The sequence below is a fragment of the Pseudomonas sp. GZJR-8 genome, assembly GCF_002916705.1.
GTDB lineage: Bacteria > Pseudomonadota > Gammaproteobacteria > Pseudomonadales > Pseudomonadaceae > Aquipseudomonas > Aquipseudomonas synxantha_A.
Map to the genome: position 1 here is coordinate 230,538 of NZ_JXSI01000008.1, position 21,082 is coordinate 251,619.

Here is a 21,082-nt window from a genome sequence, read left to right on the forward strand (position 1 = left end):
GTTGAAGATCTCGCCTTCATCCATGGCCAACGATTCGATGCAGTACTGGTACGCGTGGGTGTGGATCGCTTCTTCGAAGGCCTGGCGCAGGATGTACTGGCGGCACTCCGGATTGGTGATCAGGCGGTACACGGCCAGCACCAGGTTATTGGCGACCAGGGAGTCGGCGGTGGAGAAGAAGCCCAGGTTGCGCATGACGATGCGGCGTTCGTCGTCGGTCAGGCCTTCGGGGTTTTTCCACAGGGCGATGTCGGCGGTCATGTTGACCTCTTGCGGCATCCAGTGGTTGGCGCAGCCGTCGAGGTATTTCTGCCAGGCCCAGTCGTACTTGAAGGGCACGAGTTGGTTGAGGTCGGCGCGGCAGTTGATCATGCGTTTTTCGTCAACGGCGACGCGGGCGGCGGAGCCTTCCAGCTCGGCGAGGCCTTCGGCGACGTCGAGTTTGTCCAGGGCGGCCTTGGCGCGCACGATGGCGGCCGAATCACTGGCGGTGACGGCGCGGGCTTCGATGGCGGCAGCGGCGCCGGCACCGTCGAGGCGGTCCATGTTGGCTTCGGTGGCGTGGCCGGCGTTGGCGCCTTTGGTGGCTACTTCGCCTTCTTCTTCTTTGTCGAATTCGTCCCAGCTCAGCATGACGTGTCGTCTCCTGCGTGAGGGCTCAAAGGTGCCCGTGTGAAACCGGATGGTTGGGTGTTCACACGGCCCAATGGCCGCGGTGGATCTTAAGGAATCGTTTGTTGCAGCTAGCGCACGCATTAAACGGAATAGGGCTACGGGTGCTCTGCGTGAGGCTTGAGGTGCGCAGCGGTAGGTGCAAGCTCGCGCGGGATGCCTCAGGTCTGGCTCTTCGTCCCAGTGTAAAGGGATATTGCAGGCCCGATTTACCCGCGCATTATAGGGAAAAATTTGGGTTTGTGTTGCGGCGGATGGTCACTTGAGCGCGCCAAAATGACGTGGTTTTCGGCCAGAGCGAGTGTTTGCAAGGCTTTGCTGGGGATGGAAATTTCTGGCGGGTGTTGGGAGAAATTTTATGGGGAGGGGAGGGAGCAGGTGAGAAGGGCTGTATGGGACGTCGTGGCTGAAACCGCCATCGCAGGCAAGCCAGATCCCACATTTGATTTGCGGTGTATTCGAGGTGGGTTCTTGGCCGCAAGATTGATTTCTTGCGGCGACCAAGATCCGGGTTGAATCTAAATAACCAAGTTGTTATCCGTTAGAGCAACCATTGCCCATCACTTGATAGTTGAGGATGTGTCGTTGACCTTGGGAGTCTTCATATTCCATCTTTACCGGAACAACTTCACAGACTTCCGGAATACTGCTCATGGACAATACTTTAGCCACATCCAAGTGAGTGCTATAGGTGTAGTCCTCAACGATCGGTGCATTCTGGCCGGCCAGCTCAGTCGGGGCTTCGTCGGCCAGGGCGGCGGTGGCGCACAAGCTGCTGAGGGCCATAACTAATAGAGCTTTCATTTCTTCATTACCTTCTTCAGGGCGAAAGGGGGCACGGGGCCCTTGTGAGGCCGCGTGTGTAACTTAAAAGTTGGGAAGTTCGGATTAACGTGCCTTCGTGGGGGCTGTTACGGTGTTAATCACAGTGCCTTGGTTGGCGGAAGTGATTCTAAGCCTGCGCGTTATATTCATATACCCGTGCTTTTGATAAACACCTTTGGCGGTTTTTGTAACAATCGGTCGATCAAAGTTTTTTCAGCCACCCGCAAAGCGCCACAGGCTGTGGGCCAGAGCGGTTACCCGGCATAGCAGGGCAATTTGTAGGGTCTTGTTACTACCATCGTCGAATGGTTCTATAGGCCCACCCCGGCTACAACAGGGGCCATACAACAACAACTATTGTCACCGAGGTAAGAAAGATGAGTGCGGCTTCCCTGTACCCTGTTCGCCCCGAAGTAGCAGCCAACACGCTGACCGACGAGGCGACCTACAAGGCCATGTACCAGCAGTCGGTGGTCAACCCCGATGGCTTCTGGCGTGAGCAAGCCAAGCGCCTTGACTGGGTCAAGCCTTTCACCGCGGTGAAGCAGACCTCTTTCGACGACCACCATGTCGACATCAAATGGTTTGCCGATGGCACCTTGAACGTTTCCTACAACTGCCTGGACCGTCACCTTGCCGAACGTGGTGACCAGATCGCGATCATCTGGGAGGGCGATGACCCTGCCGAGAGCCGCAATATCACCTACCGCGAACTGCATGAAGAAGTCTGCAAGTTCGCCAACGCCTTGCGTGGCCAGGATGTGCACCGCGGTGACGTGGTGACTATCTATATGCCGATGATTCCCGAAGCCGTGGTCGCCATGCTGGCCTGTACCCGCATCGGTGCGATCCATTCGGTGGTGTTCGGCGGTTTTTCCCCGGAAGCCCTGGCCGGTCGCATTATCGACTGTAAGTCGAAAGTGGTGATCACCGCTGACGAAGGCATCCGCGCCGGTAAGAAGATTCCGCTTAAGGCTAACGTCGACGATGCGCTGACCAACCCGGAAACCAGCAGCATCCAGAAGGTTATTGTGTGCAAGCGCACCAATGGCGCGATCAAGTGGAACCAGCATCGCGACATCTGGTACGAAGACTTGATGAAAGTGGCGGGCACCGTGTGTGCGCCAAAAGAGATGGGCGCCGAAGAAGCGCTATTCATCCTCTACACCTCCGGTTCCACCGGCAAGCCTAAAGGCGTGCAGCACACCACCGGCGGCTACTTGCTGTATGCCGCCCTGACCCACGAGCGAGTGTTCGACTACCGCCCCGGCGAAATCTACTGGTGCACCGCGGATGTCGGCTGGGTCACCGGCCACACTTATATTGTCTACGGCCCGCTGGCCAATGGCGCGACTACGCTGCTGTTCGAAGGCGTGCCGAACTACCCGGACATCACCCGGGTGGCGAAGATCGTCGACAAGCACAAGGTCAACATCCTCTACACCGCACCCACTGCGATCCGCGCCATGATGGCCTCCGGCACTGCCGCCTGCGAAGGCGCCGACGGTAGCAGCCTGCGCCTGCTCGGTTCGGTGGGCGAGCCGATCAACCCAGAAGCCTGGGACTGGTACTACAAGAATGTCGGCCAATCCCGTTGCCCGATTGTCGATACCTGGTGGCAGACTGAAACCGGCGCGACCCTGATGAGCCCATTGCCGGGCGCCCACGCGCTCAAGCCAGGCTCGGCCGCGCGGCCTTTCTTTGGTGTAGTGCCGGCGCTGGTGGACAACCTCGGTAACATTATTGAAGGCGCTGCCGAAGGCAATCTGGTGATCCTCGATTCGTGGCCTGGCCAGGCGCGTACCCTGTACGGCGACCATGACCGTTTTGTCGATACCTATTTCAAGACCTTCCGCGGCATGTACTTCACTGGCGATGGCGCCCGTCGCGATGAAGATGGCTACTGGTGGATCACCGGTCGTGTGGATGATGTGTTGAACGTGTCCGGCCACCGCATGGGCACTGCCGAGATTGAAAGCGCCATGGTTGCCCACCCGAAAGTCGCCGAAGCCGCGGTGGTGGGTGTGCCGCACGACATCAAGGGGCAGGGCATCTATGTGTATGTCACGCTCAAGAATGGCGAAGAGCCCAACGAAGCGCTGCGCCTGGAGCTGAAAAACTGGGTGCGCAAGGAAATCGGCCCGATTGCTTCACCGGATGTGATCCAGTGGGCGCCGGGGCTGCCGAAGACACGGTCGGGGAAAATCATGCGCCGCATTTTGCGCAAGATCGCTACGGCTGAATACGATGGGCTGGGGGATATTTCCACCCTGGCGGATCCAAGTGTGGTGGCGCATTTGATTGAGACGCACAAGACCATGAACGTCGCGTAAGCGCGGATAGTCAAATAAAGCCCCATCCGGTTTAAGCCGGATGGGGCTTTTCTACGGGATCTAACAATCACCAGATATCCAGTGTGGGAGGGGGCTTGCTCCCGATAGCATCAGGTCTGTGCCAAATATACTGGCTGACCCGCCGCTATCGGGAGCAAGCCCCCTCTCACATTTGGAGCGCATTTCAACCACCAAGCCAATAAATATCGGTTTTTGCTGTGGGACGTTTCAGAATGTTACCGGCTGGTGCAAATGTGTAACCCCGCATCAAAACCTGAGGCGATGGACCACGCTTGCGCCCCTGAAAACCGCGTTTTGGACCCCCTGATAAATTAGATTAAACGCCACACTTGCCGTGCTAGAAGGGTTTGCGAATAATAGGCCCGTAATTTGCAGCATCATCAGGTTTAATATCTTTTGTCTCTGCATAAAACTCAGAGGCTGTCAATGAGCTGGAACCGCTTTCTCAGTGCTTCTGTAAATTGTTGTCGCATTGAGGAAATATCGGCTTCCGGCCTGTCGTTAGAATGCCGATCACTCGCTCGTCGTCGCAGGTGTCGCCCGCGCAGGACGCAGCCCCGCTATTCGGTTACACCTTCGCGCATCGTGGGCCATGGCTCATACTGCTGTTTTTGCCCTATACCGATGGAGTCCCAAGATGAAGAAACTCGTGCTGTTGGGCGCCCTGGCGCTGTCCGTGCTGTCCATGCAGGCTTTCGCCGAAGGCAAGCCACTGAAAATTGGTATCGAAGCAGCTTACCCTCCGTTTGCTTCGAAGGCACCGGACGGCAGCATCGTCGGGTTTGACTACGACATCGGCAATGCGCTGTGCAAGCAGATGGACGTCAAGTGCACTTGGGTCGAGCAAGAGTTCGACGGCCTGATCCCTGCACTGAAAGTGCGCAAGATCGACGCGATCCTGTCGTCCATGTCCATCACCGAAGACCGCAAGAAGTCCGTGGACTTCACCACTCGCTACTACCTGTCCCCAGCGCGCCTGGTGATGAAGGAAGGCACCACCGTCAGTGACAGCCTGGATGAATTGAAGGGCAAGAAGATCGGTGTGCAGCGCGGTTCGATCCACGACCGTTTCGCTCGTGAAGTCCTGGCGCCAAAAGGTGCGGATATCAAGGGTTACAGCACCCAGAACGAAATCTACCTGGACGTGGCCGCCGGTCGTCTCGACGGTACCGTGGCTGACGCTACCCTGCTGCAGGACGGCTTCCTGAAAACCGACGCCGGCAAAGGCTACGCTTTTGTAGGCCCGTCGTTCACCGAAGCCAAATACTTTGGCGACGGCATTGGTATCGCAGTGCGCAAAGGCGACAAGGAAAACCTTGAGCGCATCAACGCAGCGATTACCGCGATTCGTGCCAACGGCGAATACAAGAAAATCCAAGACAAATACTTCGACTTCGATATCTACGGCGCTGATGCCAAGTAAATAGTCGCAGCTGTCTGTCCGAAATGGCGCAAGCACCAGTCATTCTGAAGTTTGCGCCATTTTTTCATCCCCCTTTTCGAGGACCTGAATCATGTTGAAAGGCTACGGGGCCGTTATCCTCGATGGCGCATGGTTGACGCTTCAGCTCGCCTTGTCGTCCATGGCCTTGGCCATTGTTCTGGGTCTGATCGGGGTCGCGTTACGCCTGTCGCCGGTGCGCTGGTTGGCTTGGCTGGGTGACTTGTACTCCACGGTGATCCGCGGGATCCCCGACCTGGTGCTGATCCTGCTGATTTTCTATGGCGGCCAGGACTTGCTCAACCGCGTCGCGCCGCTATTGGGCTTTGACGACTATATCGACTTGAACCCCTTGGCCGCCGGTATCGGCACCCTGGGGTTCATCTTTGGCGCCTACCTTTCGGAAACTTTCCGTGGCGCCTTCATGGCCATTCCCAAGGGCCAGGCTGAAGCCGGCCTGGCGTATGGCATGAGCAGCTTCCAGGTGTTTTTCCGGGTGATGGTGCCGCAGATGATTCGGCTGGCGATCCCCGGGTTTACCAACAACTGGCTGGTATTGACCAAGGCCACCGCGCTGATTTCGGTGGTGGGCCTGCAAGACATGATGTTCAAGGCCAAGCAGGCGGCCGATGCCACCCGCGAACCTTTTACCTTCTTCCTCGCAGTGGCGGCGATGTACCTGGTGATCACCAGTGTGTCGTTGCTGGCCTTGCGTCATCTTGAGAAGCGCTACTCGGTAGGCGTAAGGGCGGCTGATCTATGATCTTCGACTACAACGTCATCTGGGAGGCCATGCCGCTGTACCTTGGCGGCCTGCTGACCACCCTGAAACTGCTTGCCATTTCGCTGTTCTTCGGCCTGCTCGCGGCCTTGCCCCTGGGCTTGATGCGCGTGTCCAAGCAGCCAATCGTCAACGGCGTGGCCTGGCTCTACACCTACGTGATCCGCGGCACGCCGATGCTGGTGCAGCTGTTTTTGATCTACTACGGCCTGGCACAGTTCGAAACAGTACGCGAGAGCTTCCTGTGGCCACTGCTGTCCAGCGCGACCTTCTGCGCCTGCCTGGCCTTTGCGATCAACACCAGCGCCTACACCGCCGAGATTATCGCCGGTAGCCTCAAGGCCACGCCTAACGGTGAGATCGAAGCGGCCAAGGCCATGGGCATGTCGCGCTACAAGCTGTACCGCCGCATCCTGTTGCCATCGGCCCTTCGCCGTGCGCTGCCGCAGTACAGCAATGAAGTGATCATGATGCTGCAGACCACCAGCCTGGCGTCCATCGTCACGCTGATCGACATCACCGGTGCCGCGCGTACGGTCAATGCCCAGTATTACCTGCCGTTCGAAGCCTACATCACCGCCGGCGTGTTCTACCTGTGCCTGACCTTCATTCTGGTGCGCCTGTTCAAGTTGGCCGAGCGCCGCTGGCTGAGCTATCTGGCTCCACGGAAGCACTGATATGGAACGTATCGATCATCTGCTGCCCTGGGGGCACCTGGGCTGTGAGCGCCAACTGAGCGTATTTCGCTTCGGCAGCGGCGAGCGCAAGGCCTATATCCAGGCCAGCCTGCACGCTGATGAGTTGCCGGGTATGCGTGCCGCATGGGAACTGAAAAAACGCCTCACCGAGCTGGAACAGCAGGGCGCCCTCAACGGCGTGATCGAGCTGGTGCCGGTAGCCAACCCGATGGGCCTTGGCCAGCTGTTGCAAGGCAGCCATCAGGGGCGTTTCGAAGTGGGCAGCGGCAAGAATTTCAATCGCGACTTCGTTGAGTTGAGTGAGCCGGTCGCCGCGTTGCTGCAAGACAAACTGAGCGATGACCCGCACGCCAATGTGCGCATGATTCGCCAGGCCATGAGCGATACGCTCACCGCCTTGCCCGAGCCGAGCAGCCAGTTGCAAGGCATGCAGCGCATTCTGCTGAGCCATGCCTGCACCGCCGATGTGGTGCTGGACCTGCATTGCGATGCCGAAGCCGCGCTGCACATGTATGCGCTGCCGCAGCACTGGCCGCAGTGGCGGTCGCTGTCAGCGCATTTGAATGTGAAGGTCGGCCTGCTGGCGGAAGATTCCGGCGGCAGTTCGTTTGACGAGGCGTGCTCGTTGCCGTGGCTGCGTTTATCGCGCCTGTTCCCCGAGGCCCAGATTCCGTTGGCCTGTCTGGCGACAACGTTGGAGTTGGGCGGCCAGGCCGACACCGGCCGTGATGAAGCGATCTTCCACGCCGAAGGCATTCTGGCATTCCTCGCCGAACAGGGCTTGATCAGGGGCCAATGGCCCGCACCGCAACATGAACCTTGTGAAGGCATGCCCTTTGAAGGCACCGAGTTGCTGTTCGCCCCCCATGCCGGTGTGATCAGTTACCTGCGTAAAGCTGGCGACTGGGTAGAAACCGGCGACGAGATTTTTGAAGTGATTGACCCCCTGACCGACCGCGTAAGCACCATTTGTGCGGGTACCTCAGGGGTGTTGTTTGCCGTTGAACGGCTACGTTATGCCCAAGCGGGTTTCTGGCTGGCCAAGGTGGCGGGGCGCGAAGCGCTGCGTCACGGGCGCTTGCTCAACGACTGACCACCTGTTTTTGTGAGAACCGACCGCATGTACAAGCTTGAAGTCCAAGACCTGCATAAACGCTATGGCAGTCATGAAGTGCTCAAAGGTGTGTCCTTGGCCGCAGCGGCCGGTGATGTGATCAGCATCATCGGTTCCAGCGGTTCGGGCAAAAGTACCTTTTTGCGCTGCATCAACCTGCTGGAGCAGCCCCACGCCGGCAAGATTCTGCTCAATAACGAAGAGCTGAAACTGGTGGCCAACAAGGATGGCGCCATGAAGGCTGCCGACCCCAAGCAACTGCAACGTATGCGTTCACGCCTGTCCATGGTGTTCCAGCATTTCAACCTGTGGTCGCATATGACCGCGCTTGAAAACGTGATGGAAGCCCCGGTGCACGTGCTGGGCATGTCGAAGAAAGAGGCCCGTGAAAAGGCCGAGCATTACCTGGCCAAGGTCGGCGTGGGCCATCGTAAGGATGCGTTCCCCGGCCACATGTCCGGTGGCGAGCAGCAGCGCGTGGCGATTGCCCGTGCCTTGGCGATGGAACCCGAGGTGATGCTGTTCGATGAGCCTACTTCGGCGCTGGATCCGGAGCTGGTGGGCGAAGTGCTCAAGGTCATGCAGGACCTGGCCCAGGAAGGCCGCACCATGGTAGTGGTGACCCACGAAATGGGCTTTGCCCGTGAAGTGTCGAACCAGTTGGTGTTTTTGCACAAAGGCATTGTTGAAGAGCGTGGTAATCCGCGGGAAGTGTTGGTGAACCCGCAGTCCGAACGGTTGCAGCAGTTCCTCTCTGGCAGTTTGAAATAATCAAGGCTGCTTTTGTGCACCGGGATAGTGCATGCTCCGCAGTCTTGAGGTTAGCCCCGATCTCTTGTGGGAGCTGGCTTGCCCGCGATAGCGATGCATCAGTCAATGATGTGTTAACTGACCCATCGTCATCGCAGGCAAGCCAGCTCCCACTTTTGATCTCTGTTTGTTTTGGGATTTGTAGTTGATTACGGGCTAGCATTGGCCCACGGCTTCTTTCACTGTTTTCGCTCCGGATAGCACTCCATGACCGCCCACAAAATTGGTTTCCTGATTTGGCCCAGCACAAAAGCACTCACGCTTGCGCTGGCTGAGGAGGCCTTGCGCGTTGCTCAGCGGGTGCATCCGGATGTGGTCTACGAGTTGTCTTTTCTGCAGGCCGAGCCGCAAACCGAGGGGGCCTGGCAGTTGCCGGGCGAGCCGTGGGCCGGCAAGTTGGAAGGCTTTCAGAAACTGTTCCTGCTGGCGGATGAACCGCCTACCGTCATTGCGTCGCAGCTCAGCACTGCGCTCAAGCAGCTGGTTCGGGCCGGGTGCGTGATCGGTGGGTTATCGGCGGGTGTGTACCCGTTGGCCCAGCTTGGTCTGTTGGATGGTTATCGTGCTGCCGTGCATTGGCGCTGGCAGGATGACTTTGCCGAGCGCTTCCCCAAGGTCATCGCCACCAGCCATTTGTTCGACTGGGACCGTGATCGCCTGACCGCTTGTGGCGGCATGTCGGTACTCGACCTGCTGCTGGCGGTGCTGGCCCGCGATCACGGCGCGGAGTTGGCCGGTGCTGTGTCCGAGGAATTGGTGGTGGAGCGCATCCGCGAAGGCGGTGAGCGCCAACGTATTCCACTGCAAAACCGCCTGGGCTCCAGCCATCCCAAGCTGACCCAGGCGGTGCTGTTGATGGAAGCCAATATCGAAGAGCCGCTGACCACCGACGAGATCGCCCAGCACGTGTGCGTGTCGCGACGACAACTGGAACGGATCTTCAAGCAATACCTCAATCGCGTCCCCAGCCAGTACTACCTGGAACTGCGCCTGAACAAGGCGCGCCAGATGTTGATGCAAACCAGCAAGTCGATCATCCAGATCGGCTTGTCGTGCGGCTTCTCCTCGGGGCCGCATTTCTCCAGCGCTTACCGCAATTTCTTTGGCGCCACGCCGCGCGAAGACCGCAACCAGCGGCGCAGCAGCAGTCCCTTCGAGTTGTCGTCGGTGCCCTCAGAGCGCGGCTGATTCAACAGTTAGTCTTCTTCTGGTACTGGCAGAGCTGCCACCAGCGGTGTGCCTTGGGAGTCCACGGTGGCGGCCGCGACCTGGAAGTCCACACCTGTGCGTTGGTAGTACTGACGCAAGCGCTCCATGCTTTGCGCCGACAGTGGGTTGCCGCTCAAGTCGCTGTCGCCATTGAAGGTTGCTGACGTCTCCAGCAAGTCCTGCGGTATCTCCCGGATCGCGTTATTGCTCAGGTCCAGCGTTTGCAGTTGATCCAGGCCAAATACGCCCTCTGGAACTTCGCTCAGTGCCGCGTTGCTCAGATACAGCGCAACCAGTTGGTTCAGCGAGCCGACGTCAGGGGCGTGACCCAGGGGGTTGTTGCTCAAATTAACAAACTCAAGTTCGGTCAACCCCGTCAGCACGCCTCGGGTTTCGGGTGTCAGCCGGATTGCGCATTCCGTTATATCCAATGTGGACAGTGTGGGCATGTGCTGGATCGCCTCAGGCAGGCTGCCCAGGGAGCACTTGCTCAGTTTGAGGGTTTGCAAATGGCTGAAGTTGCGCAACGTACCGTCGACACCAGTCGTGGTGCCGCTGCCGTCCAGTTGGAACAAGGTCACGTGGTCGAAGTTGGCGTTCAATTCCGGCAAGTCGCCCAACACTGGTGTGTCGAGTAAGACCTGGTGGGTCAGCTCATCGTCCAGGCTTTCTTCATCCTCGGGGGCTTCTCGTCGCCACGCCTGCTCCAGCAGTGTCTTGAAGTTGCGCCGCCTCAGTTGGTCCTGAGCGCGGGTTTGTTCGTCAATAGGCACATCCAGGATAGGGTGCCGATCCGGTACAGCCTGCACCCACACCTGCAGGTCGTTGTTCAGTCGCTCGTATTCAGCTTCCAGGCGCGTCAACGTCGGTTCGATTGCCGCCATGTCGCCGGGCAGGCGGAAGATGAAACGGTCTGCCTCGTTATCCAGAAACGAGGGGTATAGCCGCTGCGTGCGCATGCGTTGTGATTCGGATGCCTGGGCGGCGAAACTCTCCCCGGTGCGCTGGCAGTAGCGTTTGATCGACTCCAGGGTTTGGGGTGTCAAGGGGTTTGCGGAAAGGACCAGGCCACTGGTGGTTGAGGCCGGCATGGAAAAAAGTGCCTCGGGCAGTTGCTCAATGGCGTTTTTGCTCAAGTTGACCGACTGGCGTGGCGGGTCGCCCAGCAGGCTAGGGGGTAGCTGTGTCAAACCGGTGTCTTTCAGCGAGATTGTGCTCAGATTGGGCAGGTGACTGAAATCCGGAGTACGGCCCAGCGGGTTGTGGTCCAGGTATAAATATTCGAGGCTGGTCATGCCTTGCAACCCCGCTACGCTGGTAGGGCTGAGTTCTATTGAGCAGCGTGGCAGCCCCAGAATGGATAGTGCCTGCCGGTTGAGCACTTGGGCAGGGATGTCGCCGAGCCTCACGTTGTTGATGTCCAGGATACTTAGGGCCGGGAAGCTGTCGATAAAGGCGGTCGACCCCATCGGGCTACCATTGCCTTTGATGGTCAGTGAGCCAACATGCTTGAAGTGCGCGCTCAGCGTGGGCAGCTCGCCTGCGAGCGTCGCGGGGATTTCCAGCAAATGGACGAATTGAGTGTCCTGGGGTGTTTCCCTGCGCCAGCTTTGCTCAAGTAATGTGCTGAGCTCGCTTCGCCGGGTGGCTTCCGATGGCTGCAACTGCGGCTGTTGCGTCCAGTGGTTGAGCTCGGACTTTAGCGTATCCAATTCACCGGCCAACCTTGCCAGCTCGCGCCTACCCGCTTCCAGGTCGCCTGGGAGGCTGTAGATAAACTGGTTGATCTGGTCGGTGTCCAGTGAGGGATACAGCATTTTTGCGTCGCGCACATCCACTGCCGGAGCATCGGCCTCCCAGTAGGTGCCATGCTGCTGGTAATAGGCTTTAACGCGCTCGAGGGTGGCCGATGACAGTGGGTTGTCAGATAGGTCGAAGGCAGCGCTGGTATGTGACGGAAGATCGAACAGTGCTTCCGGTAATTCTCCGATCTGGTTGCCGCTGAGAAAGGCTGCGCTAAGGTCGTTGCGGGTGAGCAAACCGGGAGGGAGGCGATCGATGCCGGTTTCGGACAGGTCCAGTGTGTTCAGCTCGGTCATCGCTTCCACAGTGGGCACCCGATGCAGGTCCAGGGTTTGCAATTGGGTCATCGAGGCGAGCTGGGTTTGGCTGTGCGGCGTCAGGGTAATTGCGCAGTCGCTCAGGCTCAATGCGTTCAAGCTGCGCATCTGAAGTACGGCTGGGGGCAGGTTGCCCAAGGGAATACTGTCAACGGTCAAGTGACGCAGTCGGGGAAAGTTGCCCAGGAACGCGGCGGCTCCTTGCGTGTGGTTGCTGCCTGACAGCGTCAGCATTGATACGTGATCGAAGTTGGCGGACAGTCGCGGCAGTTCGCCACGAATAGGGTAACGCAGGTTCAGTCGGTAGCCGTCGCGCGCCGGGTCTTCGAAGTAGTCATCGAGGGGTAACTCCCTGCGCCAGCAGCGTTTGAGTTCGCGGGCAATGAGTCTGCGATTGCGTTGCTCGTACAGACGCTGGTGTGCGCTGAGTAGGGCGCCGTTTCCGGGGGGCCGAAGCGGAATGTCGCGTTGCCAGGCATTCAGGTCATGTTCCAGTTGGTTGTATTCGATGCGCAGCGCCTCAAGGCCCGCGAGTGCACCGCCAGGCTGTGAGTGCAAGTGGTTCACCAGGGTAGTCAATTGGCGTTCGCGAAGTCTGGGGTACAGGTCGTGCGCGCGTTGAAGCAAGTTCACAGGTCTTAATGGCGCCGGCGCCTGGGCACGATAGCCGTTGTCGCTGCCCAGCAGGCGCAGGGCTTCAGTGACACTTTCCGGCTTGCTATCAGGGGTGAGTAGTGTGCGCAGTTCACTGCGTGGCAGCGGCGCTTGCCGCAGGCGCTGCTTGAGTTGTGCGCCGTCGTGGATGCCAAGGCCGAGCTGGTCACGCTGTTTATCGGGTAGGGCACTTAAAACGGCTGAGTACAGGTCGGTCTCGCTGGAGAGGGCACCCTGTTCATTGTGGGGCTGGTAGCGGCCGGCTTCAGTACGCACCAACGTGCGCTGGATCGGGGCGTCATCTGGACCGATCCGCAGCCAGCTCGGTCCGGTTTGCGAGTGGTGACGAGCCTCTAGCTGTACCTCGCCAGACCAGCCTGGCAGTGTGCGCAGGGAGTTCAGTGCCAGGCGATCAGTGTCCAGGGAGGGCGGCGTATTCAAGTGCTGACCCTCATAGGCACGGTTGATCCGTACTTCATTCAACGCGGTGCGTGCCAGTTCGGCCAGGCGCGGGGGCGTGTTTCGTTCATGCAGTGCTTCAAGTTCTGCACCGCTGGCCTCGCTCACAAGTGTTTTCGCAACGCTTATAGGCAGTTCAGGCGTGGTGGTGAGCAATTGCTGGGTAAGCGGTTCGGTGGTGGCTTGCAACGTCGCATAACGCGAGTCGAACAACGCGCTGCGCTGGCTATCGGCAATGTCCGCGAGCTTATGGCGTAGCAGTTGGGCGCGGCGATCCAGGCTGAGTTCGGGATCGCTGGCGCGCTCACCGAACGGCGCACGGATTTCTTCGCTGCTCATCCCACGCAGGACGGTTTTCAGCAAGTCGCCGTTCTCCAGTTGGGCCTCAAATACCTGAATCACTGGCATGCGTTCATCACCGAACTCCCAGGCTGTTTGCCCCTTGTCGTCGACGATGCGCAAGGCTTTGGTGGGCGGCCACGAGCCGTGGGTGGTCAACACTTGCAAGGTGTCTTGTGGGTCAATCAGGTGGTACACCGCCGGGTCGTCGCTGCGTAGCTGATCGATCAGCCGCTGGATGCTGCGGTCGATGCGCAGACGACTCAAGGTATCGTCCAGTAGCGGCGATAGAGGCTCGCTGTTGACGTGCATTTTGCGCACGACACCCTCATCCACGCCGCTGATGTGCAAGCCCAGTTCCCGGTCCGCTTCGCTTAAATCCTGCACGCTGTGCCCCAGTCTGCGCAGCAACGTGTGCTTGTCCCACTGCAAGGGCTGTTCGAGTTCGGTGTGCCACGCGCCGGCGCCGTTGTGTCGCACAATCGGGCGATAGGCGTCAGGGCGGCTGGGGTGTTTGATGTAGTAAAAATCACTGTCCGGACTTTCTTCCACGGTGTACAGCTTGTTTTCCAGTGGCAGGATTGTTTCCTTGCGTACCTCGTGCAGGCCCAGCTCGTTGATACCCAGGCGCGTTGGCAACGATGATGGGTACTCATAGGGCGCCAGGTCCGGTTTCCAGTAGCGTTTGGCGCCGTTGGCCAGGCTCACCGGTTTGAAGCTGTCAATGTACGCGAGGACGTTTTCGGGCAGCACTTTACGCAGTTCGGTCGGGCCAATTTGGGTGCCCGCAGCGAAAGCACCCATCTGCACCAGGGATTCCAGCACGCTCATCAGATGACCGAAGGCTTCCTTGCCCAGGCCTTCGGCCCAGTCGATCACCCCTTCGAACACGTCATCGAGCAGTTGATAAGCCATGTAGCCCAGCATCAATTCGCCCAGGCCCGGCACGAAGGGGGCGACCACCATCAGTGCGGCGTTGAGGATAGAGGAAGCCACATCGACGAAAGAGTCCCAAAGCCGCCAGCGCGCCTCACGATCGACGCTGGCGGTGGAGACGGCCAGTGTGCGGGCGTCGTTGAGAATCTTGTCGAGTTTGCGACGGTACAGATGCAACCAGGGGTCGCCCCAGACAGGCTGCGCATCAAACTGTAGCTTGGGGTCTTCGATGGGGGTGCTGCGCCAGGGCGATTGGCCGCTGCCCCTGACCGGCGGGTGCCAGGTGATGCGCGCCAGGCGCTGGCTCAAGCCGGAAAAAAACACCCCGCGTTGGGCGTGGGGTACAAAGCGGCTGAAGAAGGTCTGGTAATCGCGGTCGCGTAGTTGCCGGGTCAGTTCCTGTTTGAATGCCAAAGGCGAGGCGTATTCCTTGAGCGGGTGCTGCGGATCATCTGGAACGTATGCCACCAGGCGTTGCGGCGAGCGCGGACTCTCAAGGTCGGGAGAGAACAGTTGAATGCCAGTCAGCGCAATGTCCATCATGCGCAGCTCCTGACAGCGCAACGGTTGGTCGTTGAGCTTGAGGTTGGGCGTGCCAGCTACCAGCCCTTCGATCAAGTCAGCATAGTCGTCGCTGATATCGTCCTTGATACGTGCCAGTTGCACGGCTGCATGCAGGGCGGCTTTCTGGCTGGCGTCGACCTTCAGGCGCAATACCGCAGCGGCAACCGGGTTGGACATGCCCAGCTCATCGTTGAGGTAGCGGGCGTAGCGGGCACCCATGTCCAGGTCACGGCACAGGCTGGCGAATGCCTGGATCGATAGCACACGTTTGATCTGCGGCAAAGTGTCGAATTGCCCGCTGGCCGAAGGCTGCGTGATAAAGGTCGAGGCCGGCTCGTAGGCGTCGGCCAGGGTTTCCTTGAGCTCAAAGTTATGCAGGGCGGCGTCGAGCAGCGAAACCGTCCAGGTGCGCGCTGCACCGGAGCGTATCGGGAACCAGGGGGTACGATCAGGGATATACAGGCGTAAATAGGTTGTCTCGACGTTCAGGTCCAGGCCGTAATCGGCTTTCAATGCCTGTTCGAGGATCGGCTTGGCGAACGCCTTGGCGTCCTGCAGGTGCTGCAATGCCCGATCTACGCTGTTCTGTGCCTCCCAGTGGGCACCGGTCAGTCGCGCGAGCGCGGCGCGTTGTTCGGCACTGCCCGGCAGCTGTTGTGGCTGGGTGGCGGCAAGTGCCTGGCGTTTGTCGGCGCAGGCATTGCCGAGCCAGGAGGGCAGGGTGTCGGTCAACAATTGATAGTGGCTGTCGGGCAGGCGGGTATCGGAATAATCGAGGTTCGTCATGGAGCGGGTCCGTGCAAGTCATGAAGCCCGCAGTAAACCAGCCGGTTGCAGAGGGGGGACTTTAGATAGTTAGGGGGCGCAACCCTTTCACTGGATAACCCTGACGCAAACCTGGCGCAGCGTTTAAACTGCGCCATTGCGACGCTATTTGTCGCATTGGCGTAAACCCGCTAAAAACGCGGGTTGGCGCTATAAGAAGTTGTCGCTTGGCGGCAAGGCCCTACTGAAAACTGTCCTTACAATCCCTGCATCGCTTGCCAGTTCCAGGCAGGCGTTCCTCTTCAGGAGACTCCGATGTCCGTTGAGCAAGCCCCGGTGCAACGTGCCGATTTCGACCAAGTAATGGTGCCTAACTATGCACCTGCCGCCTTTATCCCTGTGCGTGGCCAAGGTTCGCGCGTGTGGGATCAAGCAGGTCGTGAGCTGATCGACTTTGCCGGCGGCATCGCGGTCAACGTGTTGGGCCACGCCCACCCGGCGCTGGTCGGTGCACTGACCGAACAGGCCAACAAGTTGTGGCATGTGTCCAACGTCTTTACTAACGAGCCGGCGCTGCGCCTGGCCCACAAGCTGATCGACGCCACTTTTGCCGATCGCGTGTTCTTCTGCAACTCCGGCGCCGAGGCCAATGAGGCTGCGTTCAAGCTGGCCCGTCGTGTGGCCTTTGACCGTTTCGGCAGCGAGAAATACGAGATTATCGCCGCGCTGAACAGCTTCCACGGCCGTACCCTGTTCACCGTCAACGTCGGCGGCCAGTCCAAGTACTCCGATGGTTTCGGGCCTAAAATCACCGGCATCACCCACGTTCCTTATAACGATCTGGCTGCGCTGAAGGCCGCTGTGTCGGGCAAGACCTGCGCCGTAGTGCTGGAACCGATCCAGGGTGAAGGCGGCGTACTGCCGGCTGAACTGGCTTACCTGCAAGGTGCCCGCGAACTGTGCGACGCGAACGACGCGCTGCTGGTGTTCGACGAAGTGCAAACCGGCATGGGCCGCAGCGGCCACCTGTTTGCCTACCAGCATTACGGTGTGACGCCGGACATCCTTACCAGCGCCAAGAGCCTGGGCGGCGGTTTCCCGATTGCGGCGATGCTTACCCGTGAAGACCTGGCCAAGCACCTGGTGGTCGGCACCCACGGCACCACCTACGGCGGCAACCCGCTGGCGTGCGCAGTGGCCGAAGCGGTGATCGACGTGATCAACACGCCAGAAGTATTGGCCGGCGTTAACGCCAAGCATGACTTGTTCAAGGCGCGCCTGGAGCAGATCGGCACGCAATACGGCATCTTCACCGAGGTGCGTGGCATGGGCCTGCTGATCGGTTGCGTGCTCAGCGATGCCTTCAAAGGCAAGGCCAAGGACGTGTTCAACGCGGCCGAAAAAGAGAATCTGATGATCCTGCAAGCTGGTCCGGACGTGGTGCGTTTTGCGCCGAGCCTGGTGGTGGAAGAGGCGGATATCAACGAAGGGCTGGATCGTTTTGAGCGTGCTGTGAAGACGTTGACTCAAGCCTGATACAAATCTATCTGCCGGACCGGATCAAATGTGGGAGGGGGTTTGCCCCCTCCCACATTAGGAACAGTGTTGTTCCTGACCTGTCCGGTATTTTTTTCTATGAGTTTTTCGAGTTAAGGAGTAACACCATGCTGGTGATGCGCCCCGCGCAAATGGCTGATCTGGGCGAGGTACAGCGTCTGGCTGCAGACAGCCCGATTGGTGTTACGTCCTTGCCAGACGATGTGGAACGCCTGAGCGACAAAATCGCCGCCAGCGAAGCTTCTTTCGCGGCCGAGGTAAGCTTCAACGGTGAAGAGAGCTATTTCTTCGTGCTTGAAGACACCGATACCGGCAAGCTCGCCGGTTGCTCGGCCATCGTTGCTTCAGCCGGCTACTCCGAGCCGTTCTACAGTTTCCGTAACGAAACCTTCGTGCACGCCTCCCGAGAGCTGAAGATCCATAACAAGATCCACGTGCTTTCCCAGTGCCATGACCTGACCGGTAACAGCCTGCTCACCAGTTTCTACGTGGTGCCGGAATTGGTCGGATCGCCCTGGTCGGAACTCAACTCCCGTGGCCGCCTGTTGTTCGTTGCCAGCCACCCCGAGCGCTTTGCCGATTCGGTGGTAACCGAGATTGTCGGCTACAGCGACGAAAACGGTGATTCGCCGTTCTGGGACGCCATCGGTCGCAACTTCTTCGACCTCAACTATGCCGCCGCCGAGCGCCTGTGCGGGCTGAAAAGCCGCACCTTCCTCGCCGAGTTGATGCCGCATTACCCGATCTACGTGCCGCTGTTGCCGGACGAGGCCCAGGAAGCCATGGGCCAGGTGCACCCGCGTGCGCAGATCACCTTCGATATCCTGATGCGCGAAGGTTTCGAGACTGATCACTACATCGACATCTTCGACGGTGGCCCGACGCTACATGCACGGGTTTCGGGTATTCGCTCGATCGCCCAGAGCCGCGTGGTACCGGTGAAGATCGGCGAGATGGTCAAGGGCGTCGGTCGCCAGTACCTGGTGAGTAACGCGCAGTTGCAGGATTACCGCGCGGTGATGCTGGAGCTGGACTATGCGCCAGGCAAGCCAGTAACCCTGGACCTGGCGGCCGCCGAAGCCCTGGGCGTTGGCGAAGGCGCGAGCGTGCGTTTGGTCGCGGTATAAAAACAGAGTTTCGCGGGTGGCTGACAACAGCGGCCCGTTCGAGGAGATAGCATGATCGTTCGTCCCGTACGCAGCAGCGATTTACCGGCCCTGATTGATCTGGCGCGCAGCACCGGCACCGGCCTCACCACTTTGCCGGCCAACGAAGAGCGCCTGACCCACCGGGTTGGCTGGGCGGAAAAAACCTTTCGCGGCGAAGCCGGGCGCGGCGATGCCGACTACCTGTTCGTGCTGGAAAACGATGAAGGCCGCGTGGTCGGCATTTCTGCCATTGCCGGTGCCGTGGGCCTGCGTGAGCCCTGGTACAACTTCCGGGTCGGGCTGACCGTCAGCGCCTCCCAGGAGCTGAATATCTACCGCGAGATTCCGACGCTGTTTCTGGCCAACGACCTCACCGGCAATTCCGAATTGTGCTCGTTGTTTTTGCATGCCGATTATCGCAACGGTCTTAACGGCCGCATGTTGGCCAAGGCGCGCATGTTGTTTATCGCGGAGTTCCCGCAATTGTTCGGCAACAAGATCATTGCCGAGATGCGCGGCGTATCCAACGACGCCGGGCGTTCGCCGTTCTGGGAAAGCCTGGGTCGACACTTCTTCAAAATGGAGTTCAGCCAGGCCGACTACCTTACCGGTGTGGGCAACAAGGCGTTTATCGCCGAGCTGATGCCGAAGTTTCCGCTGTACAGCTGCTTCCTGTCCGAGGATGCGCGCAACGTGATCGGCAAGGTCCATCCGGACACCGAGCCGGCCCTGAGCATGCTCAAGAGCGAAGGGTTCAGCTATCAGGGCTATGTCGATATCTTCGATGCAGGCCCAGCGGTAGAGTGCGAAACCAGCAAAATCCGTGCGGTGCGCGACAGCCAGTCGCTGGTGTTGGCCATCGGCACGCCGGGGGACGACGCCACGCCGTTCCTGATCCATAACCGCAAGCGCGAGGAGTGCCGTATCACTGCTGCTCCGGCCCGGCTGGCGGCAGGTACCCTGGTGGTCGATCCGCAGACCGCCAAGCGCCTGCAGCTGGTAGTGGGTGATCAAGTGCGTGCCGTACCGTTGTCTGCTGCTCGGGAGCCCAAGTAATGAATTCGCTGTATATCGCAGGTAGCTGGCTGGCCGGCCAGGGTGAGTTGTTCGAATCGCGCAACCCGGTGACCCAGCAGGTATTGTGGGCCGGCAACGGCGCCACCGTCGAGCAGGTCGAGTCCGCCGTGCAGGCGGCACGCCAGGCATTCCCCGCGTGGGCTCGTCTGCCGTTGGAAGAACGCATCAGCGTGCTGGAAGCCTTTGCCAACACCCTGAAAAGCCGTGCCGATGAAATCGCCCGATGCATTGGTGAGGAAACCGGTAAACCCTTGTGGGAATCGGCTACCGAAGTCACCAGCATGGCCAACAAGATCGCCATCTCGGTGCAGAGTTATCGTGAGCGCACCGGTGAAAAGAGCGGCCCATTGGGTGACGCCACCGCGGTATTGCGTCACAAGCCTCACGGCGTGGTGGCGGTGTTCGGCCCGTACAACTTCCCCGGGCATTTGCCCAACGGCCATATCGTCCCGGCCTTGCTGGCGGGTAATACCGTGCTGTTCAAACCCAGCGAGCTGACCCCGAAAGTTGCCGAGCTGACCGTGCAATGCTGGATCGAAGCCGGGCTGCCGGCGGGCGTGTTGAACCTGCTGCAAGGCGCGCGGGAAACCGGCATCGCCCTGGCCGCCAACCCCGGCATAGACGGCTTGTTCTTCACCGGCTCCAGCCGCACCGGCAATCATCTGCATCAGCAGTTTTCGGGGCGCCCGGACAAAATCCTCGCTCTGGAAATGGGCGGCAACAACCCGCTGGTCGTGGATGAAGTGGCCGATGTGGATGCGGCGGTCTACACCATCATCCAGTCTGCGTTTATCTCGGCTGGTCAGCGTTGCACCTGCGCCCGTCGCTTGTTGGTGCCGGAAGGCGCCTGGGGCGATGCATTGCTGGCGCGGTTGGTGGCGGTGAGCGCAACGATTGAAGTCGGTGCGTTCGACCAGCAACCACCGCCGTTCATGGGCTCGGTAATCTCCCTTGGCGCGGCGAAAGCCTTGATGGACGCCCAGGAATTGATGTTGGCCAATGGCGCCGTAGCGCTGCTGGAAATGACCCAGCCACAGGATCAGGCCGCATTGCTGACCCCAGGCATCATCGACGTGACCGGCGTAACCGAGCGTGAAGACGAAGAACTGTTCGGCCCGCTGTTGCAGGTGATTCGCTACGCGGATTTCGCCGAGGCAATCGCAGAGGCCAACAACACCCAATACGGCCTGGCCGCTGGCCTGTTGTCGGATAGCGAAGCGCGTTACCAGCAGTTCTGGCTGGAAAGCCGTGCCGGTATCGTCAACTGGAACAAGCAGTTGACCGGCGCCGCCAGTACCGCACCGTTTGGCGGGGTAGGGGCCTCGGGTAACCATCGGGCCAGTGCGTATTACGCGGCCGATTATTGTGCGTATCCGGTGGCGTCGCTGGAAACGCCGAGTCTGGTGATGCCAGCCACGTTGACCCCTGGCATTACACTGATCTGAACGTGGGAGGGGCTTGCTCCCGATGGCGGTGTGTCAGTCACCTAATTAGTCAACTGACACCCTGCTATCGGGAGCAAGCGCCCTCCCACATTTGAACTGTGGTGTATTCAGTAA

At 59.5% G+C, this 21,082-nt stretch carries 14 protein-coding genes; 11 read left to right on the forward strand and 3 right to left on the reverse strand.

Features of this window, described 5'->3' with window-relative positions; all coding sequences use genetic code 11:
* Positions 1 to 633, reverse strand: a 633-nt coding sequence (locus TK42_RS27160; RefSeq protein ID WP_256584604.1) for a ribonucleotide-diphosphate reductase subunit beta, incomplete at its 3' end; no start/stop codon positions are given.
* 573 nt (positions 634 to 1,206) lie between these two features.
* On the reverse strand, positions 1,207 to 1,476 hold the full coding sequence (locus TK42_RS17695) for a DUF2790 domain-containing protein (protein WP_014719601.1): 270 nt from the start codon (positions 1,474 to 1,476) through the stop codon (positions 1,207 to 1,209).
* Positions 1,477 to 1,874: 398 nt separating this feature from the next.
* On the opposite strand from TK42_RS17695, the gene acs reads away from it, so the two are divergent.
* The 7 genes from acs to TK42_RS17730 all read left to right on the forward strand — a co-directional run bounded on the left by acs (position 1,875) and on the right by TK42_RS17730 (position 9,883).
* Positions 1,875 to 3,830 (forward strand): acetate--CoA ligase, encoded by a 1,956-nt coding sequence (gene acs, locus TK42_RS17700; RefSeq protein ID WP_005790645.1) that lies wholly within the window; start codon positions 1,875 to 1,877, stop codon positions 3,828 to 3,830.
* 658 nt (positions 3,831 to 4,488) lie between these two features.
* Positions 4,489 to 5,274, forward strand: coding sequence for an ABC transporter substrate-binding protein (locus TK42_RS17705; protein ID WP_032879819.1), 786 nt, complete (start codon positions 4,489 to 4,491; stop codon positions 5,272 to 5,274).
* Between the two features lie 91 nt (positions 5,275 to 5,365).
* A complete protein-coding gene (locus TK42_RS17710; RefSeq protein WP_032879821.1) occupies positions 5,366 to 6,055 on the forward strand; it encodes an ABC transporter permease in 690 nt (229 codons plus the stop codon).
* A complete protein-coding gene (locus TK42_RS17715) occupies positions 6,052 to 6,750 on the forward strand; it encodes an ABC transporter permease (protein WP_103734779.1) in 699 nt (232 codons plus the stop codon). Before TK42_RS17710 ends, TK42_RS17715 begins: the two co-directional genes overlap by 4 nt.
* A gap of 1 nt (position 6,751) precedes the next feature.
* On the forward strand, positions 6,752 to 7,864 hold the full coding sequence (locus TK42_RS17720) for a succinylglutamate desuccinylase/aspartoacylase family protein (protein ID WP_103734780.1): 1,113 nt from the start codon (positions 6,752 to 6,754) through the stop codon (positions 7,862 to 7,864).
* A 27-nt stretch (positions 7,865 to 7,891) separates the two neighbouring features.
* On the forward strand, positions 7,892 to 8,656 hold the full coding sequence (locus TK42_RS17725; RefSeq protein ID WP_005790637.1) for an ABC transporter ATP-binding protein: 765 nt from the start codon (positions 7,892 to 7,894) through the stop codon (positions 8,654 to 8,656).
* A gap of 246 nt (positions 8,657 to 8,902) precedes the next feature.
* Entirely contained in the window at positions 8,903 to 9,883 is a 981-nt protein-coding gene (locus TK42_RS17730) for a GlxA family transcriptional regulator (protein ID WP_005790635.1), read from the forward strand.
* Between the two features lie 8 nt (positions 9,884 to 9,891).
* On the opposite strand, the gene TK42_RS17735 is transcribed toward TK42_RS17730, so the two are convergent.
* Entirely contained in the window at positions 9,892 to 15,762 is a 5,871-nt protein-coding gene (locus tag TK42_RS17735) for a dermonecrotic toxin domain-containing protein (RefSeq protein ID WP_103734781.1), read from the reverse strand.
* Positions 15,763 to 16,056: 294 nt separating this feature from the next.
* On the opposite strand from TK42_RS17735, the gene TK42_RS17740 reads away from it, so the two are divergent.
* The 4 genes from TK42_RS17740 to astD all read left to right on the forward strand — a co-directional run bounded on the left by TK42_RS17740 (position 16,057) and on the right by astD (position 20,968).
* Positions 16,057 to 17,277, forward strand: coding sequence for an aspartate aminotransferase family protein (locus tag TK42_RS17740; RefSeq protein WP_032879829.1), 1,221 nt, complete (start codon positions 16,057 to 16,059; stop codon positions 17,275 to 17,277).
* Between the two features lie 128 nt (positions 17,278 to 17,405).
* Positions 17,406 to 18,425: an arginine/ornithine succinyltransferase subunit alpha gene (aruF, locus tag TK42_RS17745; RefSeq protein ID WP_005790628.1), complete on the forward strand. Its 1,020-nt coding sequence runs from the start codon at positions 17,406 to 17,408 to the stop codon at positions 18,423 to 18,425.
* 51 nt (positions 18,426 to 18,476) lie between these two features.
* Complete coding sequence (gene astA / locus TK42_RS17750) at positions 18,477 to 19,502, forward strand: arginine N-succinyltransferase (RefSeq protein ID WP_032879830.1); 1,026 nt, start codon at positions 18,477 to 18,479, stop codon at positions 19,500 to 19,502.
* On the forward strand, positions 19,502 to 20,968 hold the full coding sequence (gene astD / locus TK42_RS17755; protein WP_103734782.1) for a succinylglutamate-semialdehyde dehydrogenase: 1,467 nt from the start codon (positions 19,502 to 19,504) through the stop codon (positions 20,966 to 20,968). The genes astA and astD overlap by 1 nt, the downstream gene beginning before the upstream one ends.
* Positions 20,969 to 21,082 lie beyond the last annotated feature (114 nt).